This is a genomic window from Kitasatospora sp. NPDC028961 (assembly GCF_055564815.1).
In genome coordinates, this window is sequence record NZ_JBVHVO010000030.1 from 75,859 (window position 1) to 91,547 (window position 15,689).

The window sequence follows — 15,689 nt, forward strand, 5'->3', positions numbered from 1 at the left end:
CACGAGGGGAAAAAAAAAACAAGGAAAGAGAAAAAAAAACAAAAAAAAAAAAAAACCAAAAACAACCCCCCCCCCCCCCCCCCGAACCCCCCCCCCCCCCCCCCCCCCCCCCCCCCCACTGCCATCTGCCGGGAGAATCAGACCGCTTCCGCGCGCTTCGCCGGGAAGGCGTGCGTACGGGCGGCGAACACCAGGGCGATCAGCGGGATCACCAGCACCAGCACGGTCCACGGGAACGAGCCCGGGCCGGCCGCCGAGAGCAGCACCCCGCCGGCCACGCCGCCACCGGCCATGAACGAGTTCCAGACCGTGACCAGCAGGGCCTGACCGCGGCTGCCGCCCGTGTTGGTGACGGCGGTCTGCAGCAGGGTGGCCAGGCCGCCCCAGCCGAGGCCCCACAGCACCATCGCCCCGTAGACGGCCACCGGGCTGCCCGGCGTCAGCGCGAGGAAGACCGCCGCCACGGTGAACAGGACGCAGCTGGCGATGGTCAGTTCGCGCAGATAGCGGTCGATCAGCGTGCCGGTGATCCAGATGCTCAGCATCGAGGCGAGGCCGAAGACCAGGAGGACGGTGTCGCGGTTGTCCCCCAGTTTGTTCTCGTCGAGGAACGAGGCGATGTACGTGTAGAAGGTGTTGTGGGCGAGCACGTACGCGGCCACCACGACCAGGATGATCGACACCCCGGGCAGGCGCAGGGCCTGGAGGATCGGCTCGCGGTGCTCGGCCTTCTGCCCCGGGTGGTCGGGCACGGACGCGATGATCCACAGCAGCAGCAGCACGGTGACGGCGGTGATCAGACCGAAGGTCAGGCGCCAGCCGAAGACCTTGCCGAGGAAGGTGCCGGCCGGGATGCCCAGCGACAGGGCGAGCGGGATGCCGATCATGGTGATCGCGATGGCCCGGCCGACCAGGTGCGGCGGCGCCAGCCGGCGCGCGTACACCACGAGTTCACCCCAGACGGCGGCCGCGGCCACACCGGCGACGAGACGGAACCCCATGGTCAGGACGTAGCTCGACGAGATGGCGGTGACCGTGTTGGCGAGGATGAAGGCCACCACCGCCACCAGGACCAGCTGCTTGCGGCGCCAGCCGGCCGTGGCGGCGGCGAGCGGGATGGCCGAGACGCCGGTGGCGATCGCGTAGATCGTCAGCGCCTGCCCCGCCGCGGACTCACTGACCGAGAGGTCGCGCGCCATCTCGGGCAGCACGCCGGCGGGCAGCGCCTCGGTCAGCACCATCACGAAGGCGGCCGTGGCCAGGGCCAGCAGGGGGGACATCGGGAGCTTCCGGCTCTCCTCCGCGGAGGGTGTGTCCGGAGGGGAGCTTGCCGACAGCCCGGTCTGGGAGGTTGCCATGCTTGATACCTCGAACTCTCATACGAATGCGGATTCAGGACGCTGCTGCGGTACGGGGTGAGCCGACTGCGGGCGGAGAGCGGTTCGTCGCGTGCCGGTTCGTCGCACGCCAAAGCCCCCCGGCCCCCACGCAGCGCGCTGCCAGCCGCAACAACCGCCGACCGCCCGGTCATCCCGTTTCCCGCAGAGATGATGGACTTATTTATGTTCCGGCGGAAGTAGCGGGTGCGGCGAGCCCGGTGGACGGCACTCGGCCTGGCGCTGAACAGAGTTGACGGACCATCAAACGCGCAGCTCACGGACCCGGAACGACGCTCCGGACAGTCGGCCGCGGGGGTGGCCGCGGGGCTTCCGATGCGGCGGCGATACCGTCTCACATGGTGGACGCTCCGCAGGAACCCGCCTGCCCGGCGGGGCGGACAACCCCACCGGGCAGGCGGATCGGGCCAGAAGGGCGGGAACCGGCCAACGGCGGCGAGACCCGAACGACTAGGCCGGGTAGTTGGACTGAGTGAACGTCACCTCGTTGTCCAGCACCACGCCGTGGCTCTTGAAGTCGATGGTGATGCGGTCGCCGTGGGCGATCCGGAAACCGTCGTGGAAGCTCGCCTTGTCGGCGCCGAGCAGGACGTAGTTGACCAGACCCGGGCGGCGCAGCGCCGGGTACTCGAACAGGTTGTCCACCATGTCCTGGATCTTGAAGTACAGGGCGTCCTCGCCGCAGTCGAACGGGCCCTCCCAGGCGGGGACGCCGTCCCGCTCGATGACGACCCGGCCGGTCACCGAGGCCGGCGGCTCCCCGAGGAACAGCCACGGGGTGATCGAGGTGTCGCACAGCTTGCAGTACGGGTTCCAGCCCGGGTTCTGGATGTGCAGGCCGATGTCGCACAGGTCGTTGCCGAAGGTGTAGCCGACGTACCGCGGGTTGCCCGCGTCGTCGTTGACGTAGACGAGGGCCAGTTCCGGCTCCTCGATCAGCGCCACCGACTTCTCCGGGACGACCAGGGTCTCGCCGGGCAGCCGCAGCCAGGAACCGAAGCCCTTGAAGAACCAGTTCGGCGCGACGAACTCCTCGTCCTCGCCCGGCTCGCCCTCGAACTTCGACTTGTGGGTCCGCATGAAACCGCTCAGCAGGGCGTTCCCGCTGGCCTCGGGCAGCAGCGGCGGCAGGTACTTCACCTGCTCCTCGCCGCCCTCGACGGTGATCGGGGTGACCTCGGCCTTGATCGCGGCGACGACGTCCTCGGCGGTCTCGGCGGCGATGAACTCGGCCTGCAGCCGGCCGTCGTTCACCCGGTACAGCGTCAGAGCCTGCCCGGGTACGGGCTTCTCGAAGCCCACGTACCGCTCACCCTGGTATTCGCATTCGAAAAGTATGGACATCTCGGTGGTCCTCCTAGGCTCGTTGGTGCGGTCGGCCCGGCAGGAGCCGGGTGGTGGACGGGGCGGTGAGGTCCGTCAGGACCTCGTCGACCCGGTCGATGGCGGCCCGGATCCACGGCAGCCCGAGCGGGTCGGCGGCCTCCAGGGCGGCGTGCTGCCGCTCCGCCGTCTCGCCGTAGAACCGGCTGGTGGCCGCGCGCAGCCGCAGCGGCTCGGCGGCCTCCCCGAAGGCCTCGGCGCCCAGCACGCCGACGCCGTAGCGGTCGGTGAGCAGCCGGGCCAGCTCCGTCCCGGTGCGCACCCCGTGGACGGAGCGGAGCCGCTCGCGCAGCGGCTCGAAGTCCGGGTACAGGTAGCAGGTGGCGCGGACCGGCGCCAGCAGCGCTCCGGCGGCGGTGAACCGCTCGGCCGTCGCCGCGGCGACGATCCCGTGCAGCCGGCGCGAGGCCGCCACGTGCGCCACGATCTCCGGCGGCTCGCCGAAGGCGTACGCGGCCGCCACCTGGACGGGCGCGGGCGGGCTGGACCAGATCTGGCTGGCGATGGCGATCAGCCGGGCGTGGAGCCGGCGCCCGGCGGTGCCCTCGGGCAGCAGGGCGACGCCCGTCCGCCAGCCGCCCACCGCCAGGTTCTTGGTCAGCCCGGTGGTGACCACGGTGCGCTCGGGTGCGAACGCGGCCGGGGAGACCGCCGGGGTGGCCGGGTCGAAGACCAGGTCGCAGTAGATCTCGTCGGAGATGATGACGAGGTCCAGCTCCCGGGCCGCCTCGCCCAGCCGCCGGACGGTGTCGGGCGCGGCGACGGCGCCGGTGGGGTTGTCCGGCAGGGTGACGACGACGGAGCGCGGGTCGTGCCCGGCGGCACGGGCCGCCAGGACCGTCTCGCGCAGCAGGTCCGGGTCCGGTACGCCGCCCTCCCCCGCCGGGACGGGGACCTTGAGGACGCGGGCGCCGACGAGCTCGGCCTGGGCGGCGTAGCTGACCCAGCTGGGCCGGGGGATCACCACGTCGCCGCCGACCGCCATGATCAGGGCGAACAGCAGGGCCTTGCTGCCCGGCCCGGCGACGACCAGCTCCGGGTCGGCGGCCAGACCGCGCCGCTGCCAGTAGCCGGCCGCCGCCGACCGCAGCTCCGGGCTGCCGGCCACCGGGCCGTAGGTGGACCGGTCGGCGGCGGCCGCCAGCCGGGCCCTCAGCTCGGGGTGGACCGGCAGGCCGATCTCGCCGCTGGCCATGATCAGGACCTGTTCGCCGGCGGCGCGTCTGCGGGCGAGGGCCTCGTCGGCGGCCAACGTCGCCGACAGGGTCACCTTCGCGGGCTCGGGCATGGGTGTGCTCCAGGGATCGGAGGGGGCTGGTGGTCGGCGGTGCGGGACCGGGGCGATCCGGCGTGGGTCACTGCCCGCCGTAGCGGCGGCGCAGCTCGGCCTTGCGGACCTTGCCGGTGAGCGTCTTCGGCAGGGCGTCGACGACCACCACGCGCTCCGGGAAGAAGCGCGGATCCTGGCCGGCCTCGCGCAGCACGGCGTGGATCTCCTCCAGCCCGGGCTGCGCGCCGGCGGTGACGACCACCGCGAGGATCGGGTCGTCGCTGCGCCCGGTGGTCCCGACCAGCGCGGTCTCGGTCACCTCGGGGTGCCGGGAGATGATCGCTTCGAGTTCCGTCATCGGGACGACGGTGTCGTCGCGGATCAGGGCGTCCTTGGCCCGGCCGAGGATGCGGATGCCGCCGCGGCCGTCGTCGCGCGCGTAGTCCCCGGTGTCGAACCAGCCCTCGGCGTTGAACTCGGCGGCGAAGACGTCCTCGCGCTTGTAGTACCCGAGGGCCTGCGCCGCGCCGCGCACCCGCAGCCGGCCGACCGGGGCGCGCTTGCCCGGGTCGTCGCGGTCGTCGACGCGCAGCTCCATGGAGTCGATCGGTCCGCCGTTGCTGCTGGCCGCCCAGTCCGGGTTGTAGTCGAGCCGGGTGATGGTGACCGGCCCGAACTCGGACATCCCCCACACCGAGTAGGTCCGGGCCCCGAGGGTCTCGCGCACCTCGTCCACCAGCTCCTGGAGCACCGGCGCGGAGCCGGTGACGGCGTGGCGCAGGGTGGAGACGTCGCGCGGGTCCTCCCGCTGGGACCTGGCGATGTCGGCCAGGGTGGACGGCGGACCGTAGACCAGCGTGGCGCCGTAGCGCTCGACTAGGTCGAGCAGGGCGGAGTTGCGCCGGACGTCCTGGAAGGCGACGGTGGCGCCGAGCATGACGCCGGTCAGGATGCCCTGGCCGAAGCCGGAGTAGTGGACGAGCGGGGTGGTGACGGCCGCGACCAGGCTGTCGTCGAGCAGGAAGGTGTCGGCGTAGCCCCGGACGGCCGCGTAGATGGTGTTCTGGCTGTGCAGCACGCCCTTGGACACCCCGGTGGTGCCCGAGGTGAAGAGCACCACGAACGGCTCGTCGGGCGTGAGTTCGCGCCCGTCCAGCTCGCCCGCGCGCTGCTCCTCCCACGGGACGCCGACGAAGTGCTCGTCGAAGGAGAGCGTCCCGGCGTCCCGGCCACCGACCACCACCACGTGCTCCAGCGGAAGTTCGGCCTTCAGCGCGGTGAGGTGGGCGGCCAGCGGGTAGCCGTTCCACTCCGGGACGGTGATGCAGACCCGGGCGCCGGTGAGCTCCAGGCGGTGCCGCAGCTCCTCCTCCTGGCAGACCGGGTCGATCGGGCAGATGACCGCGCCGACCCGGATGCAGGCGAACAGCAGCGGCACCGTCTCCCACCGGTTAGGGAGCTGGACGGCGACGAAATCACCGCGCTCGACGCCGAGTTCCACCAGCGCCAGGGCGAAGCGGTCGGTCAGCACCGCCAGTTCGGAGTAGTCCAGGGTGTCGGTGCGCGCCTCGCCGATCCGGCGGGCCGCGACGGCGAGCTTGCGCGGCCGCAGCCGGGCCTGGCGGCGCAGGTCGTCGAGGAAGGTCTCCTCGCGCCACCAGCCGCGCCGCAGGTACTCGGCCGCGCTGCCCCGGGGCGGGGCCTGGTCCGGGCCGACGGACGGGCCGGCGGTCATCCGCGCTCCTTGCGGCGCGCGGCGAGCAGCTCGGGCAGCGGGTCGCCGGCGCGGGCGGCGGCGATCTCCAGCAGGTCGCGGGTGTTCTGCCGCACCCGGTCGCCGACCCAGTCGAAGACCCAGGCCTTGCGGGCCTCCGCCTCCAGGTGGAACGGCACGACCCGGGTGACGGCGAGGGCCGCCGAGCCGGCGCCCCCGATGTTGGCGATCACGCCGGGGACGACGGTGGCGCCCGCGGCCAGCACCTTGGCCTTGCCCTCGGCGCTGGAGGCGAGGTTGCCGCCCTCCACCACCAGGCGCGAGCGCAGCCGGTGCGCGTTGTCGGCGTTGATCGCGTGCTTCTGCGCCGCCAGGATCAGCAGGTCGGCGTCGACGTCGAGCCAGGCGTCCGGCTCGCCGGACTGGGTGACGCCCTGCGGCAGGCGGGAGCGGTCGATCCGGCCGAACTCGTCGGTGATGGCGACCAGGTCGGCCACCGGCAGCCGGTCCGCGCTGATGGTGCCCTGGACGTCGGCGACGCCCACCACGGTGTGGCCGCGGTCCTCCAGGAACCGGGCGACGGCACGGCCCACCGCACCGAAGCCCTGCACCACGACCCGGGCCGACCCGGTGCGGCCGCTGGCCTCCAGCGCGGTGACCGCGGCCACCCCCACGCCGTGCCCGGTGCAGTCGATCAGCGGCTCGTAGTAGGTGCGCCAGTCGATCGGCATGTCCGGGGCGCCCAGCCGGAAGCGCGGGTCGTAACCGGCCTCCGCGAAGAACACCGCCCGGTCCGCGGGGGTGACGCCCATGTCGATGCCGAGGTGGATGCCGCCGTGCAGCAGCGGCTTCACCGTCCGGCCGAAGGTCCGGAAGGTCTCCTCGCGGTCGGTGCCGTCGGAGACGATGCCGGCCTTGGCGCCGCCGATGCGCAGCCCGGCGAGGGTGAACTTGTCGGTCATGTCGCGGGCCAGGCCCGCCACTTCCTCCTCGGTGACCCCGGTGGTCATCCGGGTGCCGCCCATGGCCAGGCCGTCGACGAGGGAGTCGACGACCACCCAGCCCTTGATCGCACCACCGCTGCCGTTGAGGTGAACGGCGAATGCCGGCGCCTGGGTCTCTTCCACAGTCATGTGCGCATTCCTTCGGTACCTAGATGGGTTCATGGTGTGACGGCCCGTCAGCCAGGCGCGCCGGCCGACGCGGACGGCCCGGCCGTACGCGCCTGCTGACGGATCGTCACTGGTAGAGCTGTGCGAAGCCTCGCAGAATCTCCAGACCGTCGGCGCGGAACTCCAGATGTGCCTGGGCCCCGTGGATCCGCCCGTCCTCGGAGCGGATGAACTCCACCGGGGCGTGCTCCGAGCGGCCGATCGAGCGGAAGCCCTCGGGCGCCTCCTGGAGGTAGAGGGTGTGCCGGTGGAACACCGTCACGGTCGGCTTCACATGGGTGAAGAGCGGCTCCTCCTTGTCGACCTGCACCTCGTAGCCGCCCACCCGCTGCGGCCCCTCGGCGAGCCGGCCGCCGGCCGCGACGGCGATGATCTGCATGCCGCCGCAGATCCCGAAGACCGGGACGTCGGCATGGGTCACGAGGTCGATCAGCGGCCGGTAGAAGTCGCTGTCATAGGCCCGCACCTTGGTACCGCTCAGCACGATCGCCTGGTAGCGGCCACCGAGGTCGGCGGGCACCTCCTCGGCGCGGACGACGTCCGTCTCCGAACCCAGCTCCTCGAAGCGGCCGCGGAGCTGCTTCAGCGACAGCGTTCCGTTGTTGACGACTAGCACACGGGATTTCGCCACGTACCCTGCTCCTCACGCTCGTGTGATGACGGTTCCGGTGCGCTCGGCGATCAGGTCCGTCACGGGTGCGCTGCCGATGACGACGCGGTCCACTCCCCGGTCCAGGGCCTCCCCCGCGGCGCGCAGCTTCTTGCGCATGCCGCCGGTGGCGCCCTTGTCCCGGAACCTGGCCGCGGCCTCCGCCGTGATCCGGCGCACCGGCTGATCGTCGATCAGCAGGTGCGCGACATCGGTGACCAGGACCAGCTGTTCGGCCCCGATGCCGCCGGCGACGGCGGCAGCGGCCCGGTCGCCGTCGGTGTTCACCTCCCGGCCCGCCGCGTCCCGCGCCAGCGGGGTGACGAGGTAGGCGTGGCCGGCCTTGATGTTCTTCAGCACCGCCGGGTCCACCCCGGTGATCGGGCCGACGAGGTTCTCCAGCTCGACGAGCTGCTTCTCCTTCCACCACCAGCGCTCGCCCTCGCCGGCGGTCACCAGGCCGTCGCTGCCGAGCACCCGCTCGGCGGTGATGCCGCGCTGCTCCAGGCGTCGCAGGACGTCCTCGGCGAGCTCGGCACTGACGGTCTTGATGTCCTCGATGACCTCGGGCGTCGTCCACCGGCTCTGGTTGCCGTACCGGTCGCGCAGGATCGCCGAGGGCTCGTGGTAGCGGGGGCTGAGGTTCTTCAGCGGCTTGGACCAGCCGTGCACGAGGACCAGCGGGCGGTCCCGGCCGAACCGGGCCAGGTCGTCCCACCAGGTGCCGGCGAGGTCGTCGACCGTGCTGCCGCCGAGCTTGACGACGGTCGGGGTGTCGGTGGCTGCCGTCCCGGTCATGCCGGCATCACCGGCTGCTGGGTCAGCCCGGTCTCCTCGGGCAGGCCGAAGCGCAGGTTGAGGGCCTGGATCGCCTGGCCCGCCGCGCCCTTGACCATGTTGTCCAGCGCCGCCAGGACGACGATCCGCCCGGCCTCCTCGTCGTGCAGGACCGACACGTCGCAGAAGTTCGAACCCAGCACGGCCTGCGGGTCCGGCACCGGGATCAGCGTCTCGTTGTGCCGGCGGACCCGCACGAACGGGCGCTGCTTGTAGAAGCGCAGGTACGCGCGGTGCAGGCTGCGCGCGTCCACCTCGTCGTCGGTGAAGACGTAGGTGCTGGCCATCAGGCCGCGCACGTGCGACACCCCGTACGCCGACATGCTGAGCGAGTCGATCCCGCCCGGCTTGCTGCGCTCCAGGAAGTCCTTGACCTCCGCCGCGTGCCGGTGCCCCGCCGGTGCGTACGGCGCGATGGCGCCGTTGCGCAGCGGGTGCAGGTCGGCCGTCCGCAGGGACAGGCCGCCGCCGCTGGAGCCGGTCTTGCCGTCCACCACCACGGTCCTCAGGTTGAGGCCGAGGCCGATCACCAGCGGGGCGAGCCCGAGGGTGATCGCGGTGGCGAAGCAGCCCGGCAGCGAGATCAGCGCGGCGCCGGGCAGCTGGTCGCCGACCAGCTCCGGGACGCCGTAGACGAACCGGTCCGCCAGGCCGTCGGCACGGTGCACGTCCGGGTACCACCGGTCGTGCAGCGCCGGCGTCTGGATCCGGAAGGCGCCGCTGAGGTCGATGACGCAGGGCACCTCGTCGGCCAGCCGCGCCGCCAGCTCTGCTGAGGCGGTCGCGGGCGTGGCGAGCAGGACGACGTCGCACCGGCCGCTGAGGTCCGTGCCGACCGGTTCGATGGTCAGCCCGAGGTCCAGCCGCAGGCCCGGGTGGAGCTCGGCCGGGCGGCGCCCCGCGCTGGCGTTGCCGCCGAGGAAGGTCAGCTCCAGCTCGGGGTGCTGGGTGATCAGCCTGATCAGTTCACCGCCGGCGAGTCCGGAGGCCCCGATGATGCCGACCCGGATCATCCGATCTCCTCCCGTACGTAGCGGCCGATGGCCGCGGCGATGTCCACCCCGGTGGCCGAGGCGACCGCCCGGAAGGCCGGTGCGTGGTTGACCTCGTTGACCACGTAGCCGTCGGGCGTCGCGAAGAGGTCGATGCCGAAGATGCCCTCGCCGAGGACGTCCAGCACCCCGTCGACGATCTTCTGCACCTCGGGGTCGAGGTCGACGGCGCGGTTGCGGTTGCCCAGCGCCGCGTTGCTGCGCCAGTCCGTCCCCGCGCTGTGGAACTCGGCGATGGCGACCAGCTCGCGGCCGACCACGAAGCAGCGCAGCGAGGATCCGCCGGCCAGGTAGGGCTCGATCAGCGAGGCCTGCTCGAAGCCGTGCCCGAGGTCCTCGACGTAGTCGTAGACCGAGTGCGCGGAGTCCGCGTCCCGCAGCAGGGTGACCCGCTTGCCCATGCCGCCGAAGACCGGCTTCAGCACGACCGGCGGCGGCAGTTCGGCCAGGGCCTTCTCGAAGTCCCGGCGGGACAGCACGAGCCGGAAGTCGGGCACCGGCACGCCGGCGGCACGCAGCTGGGCGCGCAGCGTCAGCTTGTTCTCGCAGGCCTGGATGGCCGAGACGGTGTTCAGGGTGGGGATCCGGGCCGCCTCCGCGACGGTGGCGATCAGACCGCCCCGCGTGTAGCTGCGGCTGCGGACGAGCACGGCGGCGTAGCCCCCGAGCGAGGCCGACTCCTGGTCACCCAGGGCGAGGGACTCGTCGTTGACCCACTCGACGCTCAGGCCCAGGCCCGCGGCCGCGTCGATCAGCCGGCGCTCTTCCCAGCCGACCCGGTCGGCGACGATGGCGACAGTTCGGTCCATGGGCTTACTGGCCCCAATCGCGAAGCTGCACCTCGACCATCTGGAGGCTGAGCCGGCCCTCCACGACGTCCTCCACCCGGAGCGTCAGCATGCACTCGGGGCAGGCGATGGTCTCGCCCTGCACCATCGGCGGGGTGGTCAGATCGGTCTCGCATTCGGGGCACAGGCCGGTCAACGTGCCAGCAGACATTGTCATCTCCGTAGTCGTTCTCTGGTGGATGTGGATCCGGTGGTGGTGGAAAGCCGGACCGGGGTGGGACCGGTCAGACGGACTGGAACTCGACGGCCGCCTTGCGGATCGCGTCGCGGTCCAGCAGGTCGCGGTCGTCGCGCTCCTGACGGACGGTCAGCCAGGAGGTGAAGGCGGCGACGTCGACCGACTCGGCCAGCTCGTCGAGCGCCCAGGTGACCAGCGGCGTGGTCAGCCGGGTGCGCACCCGCAGTTCGCGGGAGTTCCCGACGATCTCCGGGGCCAGCGTCTCGTAGGCCTCGGGGTGGGTCAGCTGGCCGGGCAGCTCGTAGGCGAAGGCGTGCGGGGCCGTGGGGCCGGACTGGAAGGCGTCGCCGAGCCGGGCGCCGCGCAGCGCGGCGTTGGTGAGCTCGGTGAGGTGGCTCAGGTCGAAGCGGGTGTCGCCGTAGACCACCCGCAGCGAGGTGAGCAGCTCGGCCAGCGGGGCGTTGCCGCCGCGCTCCCCGATGCCGCCGGCCGTCGCGGAGATCCACTTCGCCCCGGCTCGGTAGGCGGCCAGCGAGTTGGCGACCGCCATGCCCAGCATGTTGTGCGAGTGGATCTCGATCTCGGAGCCGTCGATCTCGGTGATGCTGCGGATCTGACGCTCCATCTGCCACGGCGACAGGTAGGCGACGGTCTCCGCCAGCCGGAACCGGTCGGCGCCGGCCGCGAAGCCCGCCTCGACGTAGGGGACGAGCCGCTCCCTGGGCGTGCGGGCGCCGTCCTCACCGCTGAAGGTGACGTGGAAGCCGCGCTCCTTGGCCGCGACGATCGCCGCCCGGGCCACCGCGATCAGGTACTTGGTGCTGGAGGAGCTCAGCTTGAGGGCCGCGTGCTGCTCCGAGGTCGGGATCGAGAACATCACGGACCGCACGCCGAGCCGCTTGGCCTCGTCCAGCGCCGTGACCACCTGCTGGCGGTCCCGCACCACGACCAGGCTCAGCGAGCGCTCCGGGCCCACCGACTCGTGGGTGGCGAGGATGAGGTCGGCGTCCTTGGTCGACGGGCCGGAGATCATCCCGACCTCGACCAGCTCGACGCCGGTGCGGACCAGGAGGTCGGCGATGTGGGCGGCGTCCTTGGGGCCGAACTCGACGCCGGCCATGTGCGCGGAGTCCCGCAAGGTCGCGTCGGACAGGTGGGGCAGCCCCTGCGGGGGCACGTCTTCCTTCAGGTGCTCTGCTGGTGCCATGTGCGTTCCCTCCTTTTCCGGAGCCGGGTTCCCATTCGCGCTGACCTCGGCTCCGGCCTGAATTCTCGCGATGCGGCATGTACGAATGGAGCAGGGCCGAAAGAGCGACGATGCGCAGTGCGCTCGACGAATATGGTGGTCGATCGCGCTGTGAAGGGACAACACTGCCAATGTCAGGAGCTTGTCAAGGACTGTGATGGAACGTCATGGACGGTGAGCTGTGCGGACTTCTCGTCGGCATGCCGACAATTTCCTGGACAGCCTTCGAGGGCGCCTGTATCGCTGAATAGGCGCGCGAAATCCGCGCCGAGCGGCGGGAGGCCGGCGGCATTGCCCCGCGAGTCGTTCGAGCGCCCCCGACGGTGTGCCGTCCCGTACCGCCGCACCCCCCTCCACCCGAGAACGGAGCCATGGAGACGTGAGAACGGACCGGTCGAACCGTGCGCACGCACCCCGCAGTGCCGGGGGAAGCGACCACTTACCGAACTGAGCACCGCCCGTAGAAAGGAGAGAACTTCCGATGGTTGTTCCACTGGAACTCAAGCCCGCCCCCCAGGGGTCCGGCGATCCGTCGTCGGCCGCCGCGGCCCGCGAGCTGGCCGAGCGCGTCGCGCGGCCGACCGCGGCCGAGCGGGACCGCGACCACCGCTGGGACCCGGCCCTCTTCGCCGAACTGGCCGGCGCCCGGCCCGGCCCCGGCCTCGCCGGACCGCTGGTCCCGCGCGCCCTCGGCGGCGGCGGCCTCAGCGCCACCCAGACCTGTGCCCTCCTCGAAGGCCTCGGCGAAGGCGCCCGCGACCCGGGCCTCGCCCTCGCCGTCGGCGTCCACGCGGTGCTCGCCACCGTGCCGTTGCGCGCCTTCGGCAGCCCCCGCCAGCGCGAGCGCTACCTGCCCCTGATGGCCTCCGGCGACTGGATCGGCGCGGTGTCCCTGCGGCAGACCCAGGGCGCCGCCCTCGCCCCGACCGTCACCGCCCGCCCCGGCACCCCGGGGCTCGGCGGCTGGGTGCTCACGGGCGAGCTGGACCTCGTCGCCGGCGGCCCGGTGGCCCACCACTTCCTGGTCGTCGCCACGCACGACGGCGGCGGCCGGACGGCCTTCGTCCTGGACCGCTCCACCCCCGGACTGCTGATCACCGAGTCGGCGCCGGCCGCCATGCGCACCTGCACCTGGGGACGCCTCGTCCTGGACGGCTGCCACGTCCCGGACGACGCGGTGCTGGGCAGCGTCGGCGGCGCCGGGACCGAGGTGGAGCCGCTGCTGGCCTCGCTCGACTGGGTCTTCTCCAGCGCGCCCTGGCTCGGCGTCATGCGGGCCCTGGTCCGGGACGCCGTCGACGGCGTCGGCGAGCGCCGGGTCTTCGGCCGGCCCCTCGTGCACGCCCAGTCCGCCCGGTTCACCCTGGCCGACCTCGCCACCCGCTGCGAGCTGGCCTCCGGACTGCTCTACCGGGCTGCCGGACAGTTCGACTCCGGCGGCCGGCCCACCCGCCAGGACGCCGCCACCGCGCGGCTCTTCGTGGCCGCCGCCGCGCGGACGGTCGCCGAGGGGGCCGCGCGCCTGTCCGGCCCGCTCGCCCTGACCAGCGACCACCTGATCGCGCGGGCCCACCGCGACGCCCTGTTCTTCGCCGAGACCGGGGGCGGCACCGAGGTGCTGCGCCCGGTGATCGCCGCGTCCCTGCTCGGGCTCGGCTGACGTGAGGACCGATACCGACATGACCGACACACCACACGGCACCGTCCTCAGCTTCCCGGGCACCGCCTCCCGGGCCGCCGAGACCGACGCGGCGGGCCGGATGCCTTCGCCGAACTGGACGGAGATCATCGACAGCGGCTACCTGCGGCTGTTCCACCCGGAGTCCTCGGGCGGCAGCGGGGCCGACGGCCTCACCCAGCTGGCGGCCATGGAGGCGCTCGCCCGGGCCTGCCCGGGCAGTTACTGGGCCGCCACCGTGTCCGGCCTGCTGTGCGGCAAGCTGATCTCCCGCTACAGCCGGCCCAGCGAGTACGACCGGCTGCTGAAGCCGCTGATCTCCGGCGAGAAGCTGGCCTGCTTCGCCATCGTGGAACCGCCCGCGGGCAGCGACGCCGGGACCTACACCACCACGGTCCGGCCGGCCGGAGCCCCCGGCGAGGGGTTCGTCATCAACGGCGAGAAGGCCAAGATCACCAATGCGCCGGACGCGGACGTGGCCGTCACACTCGCCCGCCGGCAGAAGGCCCCCGGCGACAAGGGCCACGACTGGTGCCTCGCCTTCGTGGACCTGAACCAGCCCGGCGTCCGCCGCTACGAGACGCCGCGGATGGGCCTGCGCGGCATGCCCTGGGGCGGCATCGTCTTCACCGAGGCCACCGTCTCCGAGGCCGACATGGTGCCCGTGCCGTTCGGCGAACTGGCCGGTGAGCTGGCCGAACTGATGGCCTGGGGCTGGCTGCTGATCTCCGTCTCGGCCATCGCCATCGCCGAGTCCGCGCTGGACGCCTCGGTCCGGTACGCGGGTGAGCGGGTCTCCTTCGGGCGGCCCCTGGCGCACATGGAGGGCGTGCAGACCCAGCTCGCCGAGTCCCGGGCCCAGATCGACGCCGCCCGGGTGCTGGCCCGCCGGGCGGTGACCGAGCTCGCCGCCGGCCGGTCGGCCCGGGAGGCGATCGCCATGCTCAAGATCTACGCCACCGAGATGGCCGTCGAGGTCGCCGCCCGCGCCGTGCAGATCCACGGCGCGGCCGGCGTCACCCGGGGCCACGAGGTGGAGCGCCTCTACCGGGACGCCCAGATGAACGTCATCGGCGGGTTCACCTCCAACCGGCTGCGGGAGACGGTCGCCGAGAGCCTGGGCCTGGGCCCGGCGGTCTACCGGCCGTTCGACTGGGTGGCACCGGCCGGTCTCGGTACCGATCCGGCGGGCTTCGACGGCCTCACCCGGCCCGCCGGGGCCGTTCCCGCGTAGCTCCGCGGTCCGGCACCACCCGGGGGTTCTTCCGGCCCGACCCGCAGCGGGCCGGAAGAACCCCCGGATACCGGGACCGGCCGGCCGGTCGAATTCCCGGCGGACCGGAATTCGTCACGGCGAATTCATCTCCGGCAACACCACGGGTACATTCCTCCGGCGTAGTGCCGGGAACCCGTGAGGGGAATCCGTGCCGGGAATCCGTGGCTCGAACCGGTGGCGGGAATCCGGGCCGACCCGCGGTCGGCTTCCCGGCACCTCCGGGCAATTCCCGGGGCCGACCGGCCGGGGCCATTCGCGAGGCAGCCCCGGCCGGTCGGCCGGTATTCACCGACGGCTCTGCTCGCCCCCCTCCCGGAGGGTCGTGATGATGGCCGAGAAGTCCGGCCCCGCACCCTCGGCGGCGGCGAAGACCGCGTACAACTCCGCTGCCCTCAGGCCGAGTTCCACCGGCAGGCCGGCGGCCTGGACCGCTCCGGCGGCCAGTCCGAGGTCCTTGGCCATCAACGCGGCGGCGAAGCCGGCCCGGTAGTCACGGTTGGCGGGGCTGGCCGGCACCGGGCCGAGGACGGGGCAGTTGCCGGTCAGCGCCCAGCACTGGCCGGAGGCGGTCGAGGCGACGTCGAACAGCGCCTGGTGGCTGAGCCCGAGGCCCTCCCCCAGCACGAACGCCTCGCTGACCGCGATCCTTGAGATCCCGAGGATCACGTTGTTGCAGACCGTCGCGGCCTGCCCGGCGCCCGAGGGGCCGCAGTGCACGACCTTGGCGCCCACCGCCGCCGGCACCGGTCCGGCGGCGGCGAGGTCCACCGCCGCGGCGCCCACCATGAAGATGAGGCTCCCTGCGGGCGGGCAGCGGGCAGCAGGTCGGCGTAGGCCGCCAGCAGGTGGCGCCTTTCTCCGGGAAACGCAAAGAACCCCCCGATCCGTAAGGATCGGGGGGTTCTTTGGAATGATTGTTCGGCGGCGTCCTACTCTCCCACAGGGTCCCCCCTGCAGTACCATCGGCGCTGTGAGGCTTAGCTTCCGGG

Annotated in this window: 13 protein-coding genes, 1 rRNA gene and 1 pseudogene; 2 read left to right on the top strand and 13 right to left on the bottom strand. The window is 72.4% G+C overall.

Annotated features, from left to right (window positions below; all coding sequences use genetic code 11):
• Window positions 1-137: 137 nt before the first annotated feature.
• The 11 genes from ACZ4UX_RS32050 to ACZ4UX_RS32100 form a co-directional block, all read right to left on the bottom strand.
• On the bottom strand, window positions 138-1,358 hold the full coding sequence (locus ACZ4UX_RS32050; RefSeq protein WP_329490292.1) for an MFS transporter: 1,221 nt from the start codon (window positions 1,356-1,358) through the stop codon (window positions 138-140).
• Window positions 1,359-1,847: 489 nt separating this feature from the next.
• On the bottom strand, window positions 1,848-2,741 hold the full coding sequence (locus ACZ4UX_RS32055) for a fumarylacetoacetate (FAA) hydrolase (protein WP_465709197.1): 894 nt from the start codon (window positions 2,739-2,741) through the stop codon (window positions 1,848-1,850).
• A gap of 13 nt (window positions 2,742-2,754) precedes the next feature.
• Window positions 2,755-4,068, bottom strand: a complete 1,314-nt coding sequence (locus ACZ4UX_RS32060; RefSeq protein ID WP_465709198.1) for a pyridoxal phosphate-dependent aminotransferase — start codon at window positions 4,066-4,068, stop codon at window positions 2,755-2,757.
• A 67-nt stretch (window positions 4,069-4,135) separates the two neighbouring features.
• On the bottom strand, window positions 4,136-5,785 hold the full coding sequence (locus ACZ4UX_RS32065; protein WP_329490289.1) for an AMP-binding protein: 1,650 nt from the start codon (window positions 5,783-5,785) through the stop codon (window positions 4,136-4,138).
• Complete coding sequence (locus ACZ4UX_RS32070) at window positions 5,782-6,897, bottom strand: Glu/Leu/Phe/Val dehydrogenase dimerization domain-containing protein (RefSeq protein WP_329490288.1); 1,116 nt, start codon at window positions 6,895-6,897, stop codon at window positions 5,782-5,784. The genes ACZ4UX_RS32065 and ACZ4UX_RS32070 overlap by 4 nt, the downstream gene beginning before the upstream one ends.
• A gap of 106 nt (window positions 6,898-7,003) precedes the next feature.
• Window positions 7,004-7,567 carry a type 1 glutamine amidotransferase gene (locus ACZ4UX_RS32075; RefSeq protein WP_329490287.1) on the bottom strand — a complete coding sequence of 188 codons (564 nt, stop codon included), beginning with the start codon at window positions 7,565-7,567 and terminating at the stop codon, window positions 7,004-7,006.
• Between the two features lie 12 nt (window positions 7,568-7,579).
• Window positions 7,580-8,383 (bottom strand): amino acid kinase family protein, encoded by an 804-nt coding sequence (locus ACZ4UX_RS32080; protein ID WP_465709199.1) that lies wholly within the window; start codon window positions 8,381-8,383, stop codon window positions 7,580-7,582.
• On the bottom strand, window positions 8,380-9,435 hold the full coding sequence (gene argC / locus ACZ4UX_RS32085) for an N-acetyl-gamma-glutamyl-phosphate reductase (RefSeq protein WP_329490285.1): 1,056 nt from the start codon (window positions 9,433-9,435) through the stop codon (window positions 8,380-8,382). Before argC ends, ACZ4UX_RS32080 begins: the two co-directional genes overlap by 4 nt.
• Window positions 9,432-10,283 (bottom strand): ATP-grasp domain-containing protein, encoded by an 852-nt coding sequence (locus tag ACZ4UX_RS32090; protein ID WP_352297828.1) that lies wholly within the window; start codon window positions 10,281-10,283, stop codon window positions 9,432-9,434. Before ACZ4UX_RS32090 ends, argC begins: the two co-directional genes overlap by 4 nt.
• A gap of 4 nt (window positions 10,284-10,287) precedes the next feature.
• Window positions 10,288-10,473: a lysine biosynthesis protein LysW gene (locus tag ACZ4UX_RS32095; protein WP_329490283.1), complete on the bottom strand. Its 186-nt coding sequence runs from the start codon at window positions 10,471-10,473 to the stop codon at window positions 10,288-10,290.
• Window positions 10,474-10,546: 73 nt separating this feature from the next.
• Window positions 10,547-11,707, bottom strand: coding sequence for an isopropylmalate synthase (locus tag ACZ4UX_RS32100; RefSeq protein WP_359811655.1), 1,161 nt, complete (start codon window positions 11,705-11,707; stop codon window positions 10,547-10,549).
• A 520-nt stretch (window positions 11,708-12,227) separates the two neighbouring features.
• Between ACZ4UX_RS32100 and ACZ4UX_RS32105 the strand changes: the two genes are divergently transcribed.
• The gene (locus ACZ4UX_RS32105) at window positions 12,228-13,406 is read left to right on the top strand and encodes an acyl-CoA dehydrogenase family protein (RefSeq protein WP_465709200.1); all 1,179 of its coding nucleotides are present in this window, start codon (window positions 12,228-12,230) and stop codon (window positions 13,404-13,406) included.
• 19 nt (window positions 13,407-13,425) lie between these two features.
• A complete protein-coding gene (locus ACZ4UX_RS32110; protein WP_465709201.1) occupies window positions 13,426-14,658 on the top strand; it encodes an acyl-CoA dehydrogenase family protein in 1,233 nt (410 codons plus the stop codon).
• Between the two features lie 327 nt (window positions 14,659-14,985).
• On the opposite strand, the pseudogene ACZ4UX_RS32115 reads toward ACZ4UX_RS32110, so the two are convergent.
• Together ACZ4UX_RS32115 and rrf are read right to left on the bottom strand one after the other, a co-directional pair.
• Window positions 14,986-15,504: pseudogene (locus ACZ4UX_RS32115) on the bottom strand (NAD-binding protein); the annotation flags it as partial.
• A gap of 112 nt (window positions 15,505-15,616) precedes the next feature.
• Window positions 15,617-15,689: ribosomal RNA gene (rrf, locus tag ACZ4UX_RS32120) — 5S ribosomal RNA — on the bottom strand; the annotation flags it as partial.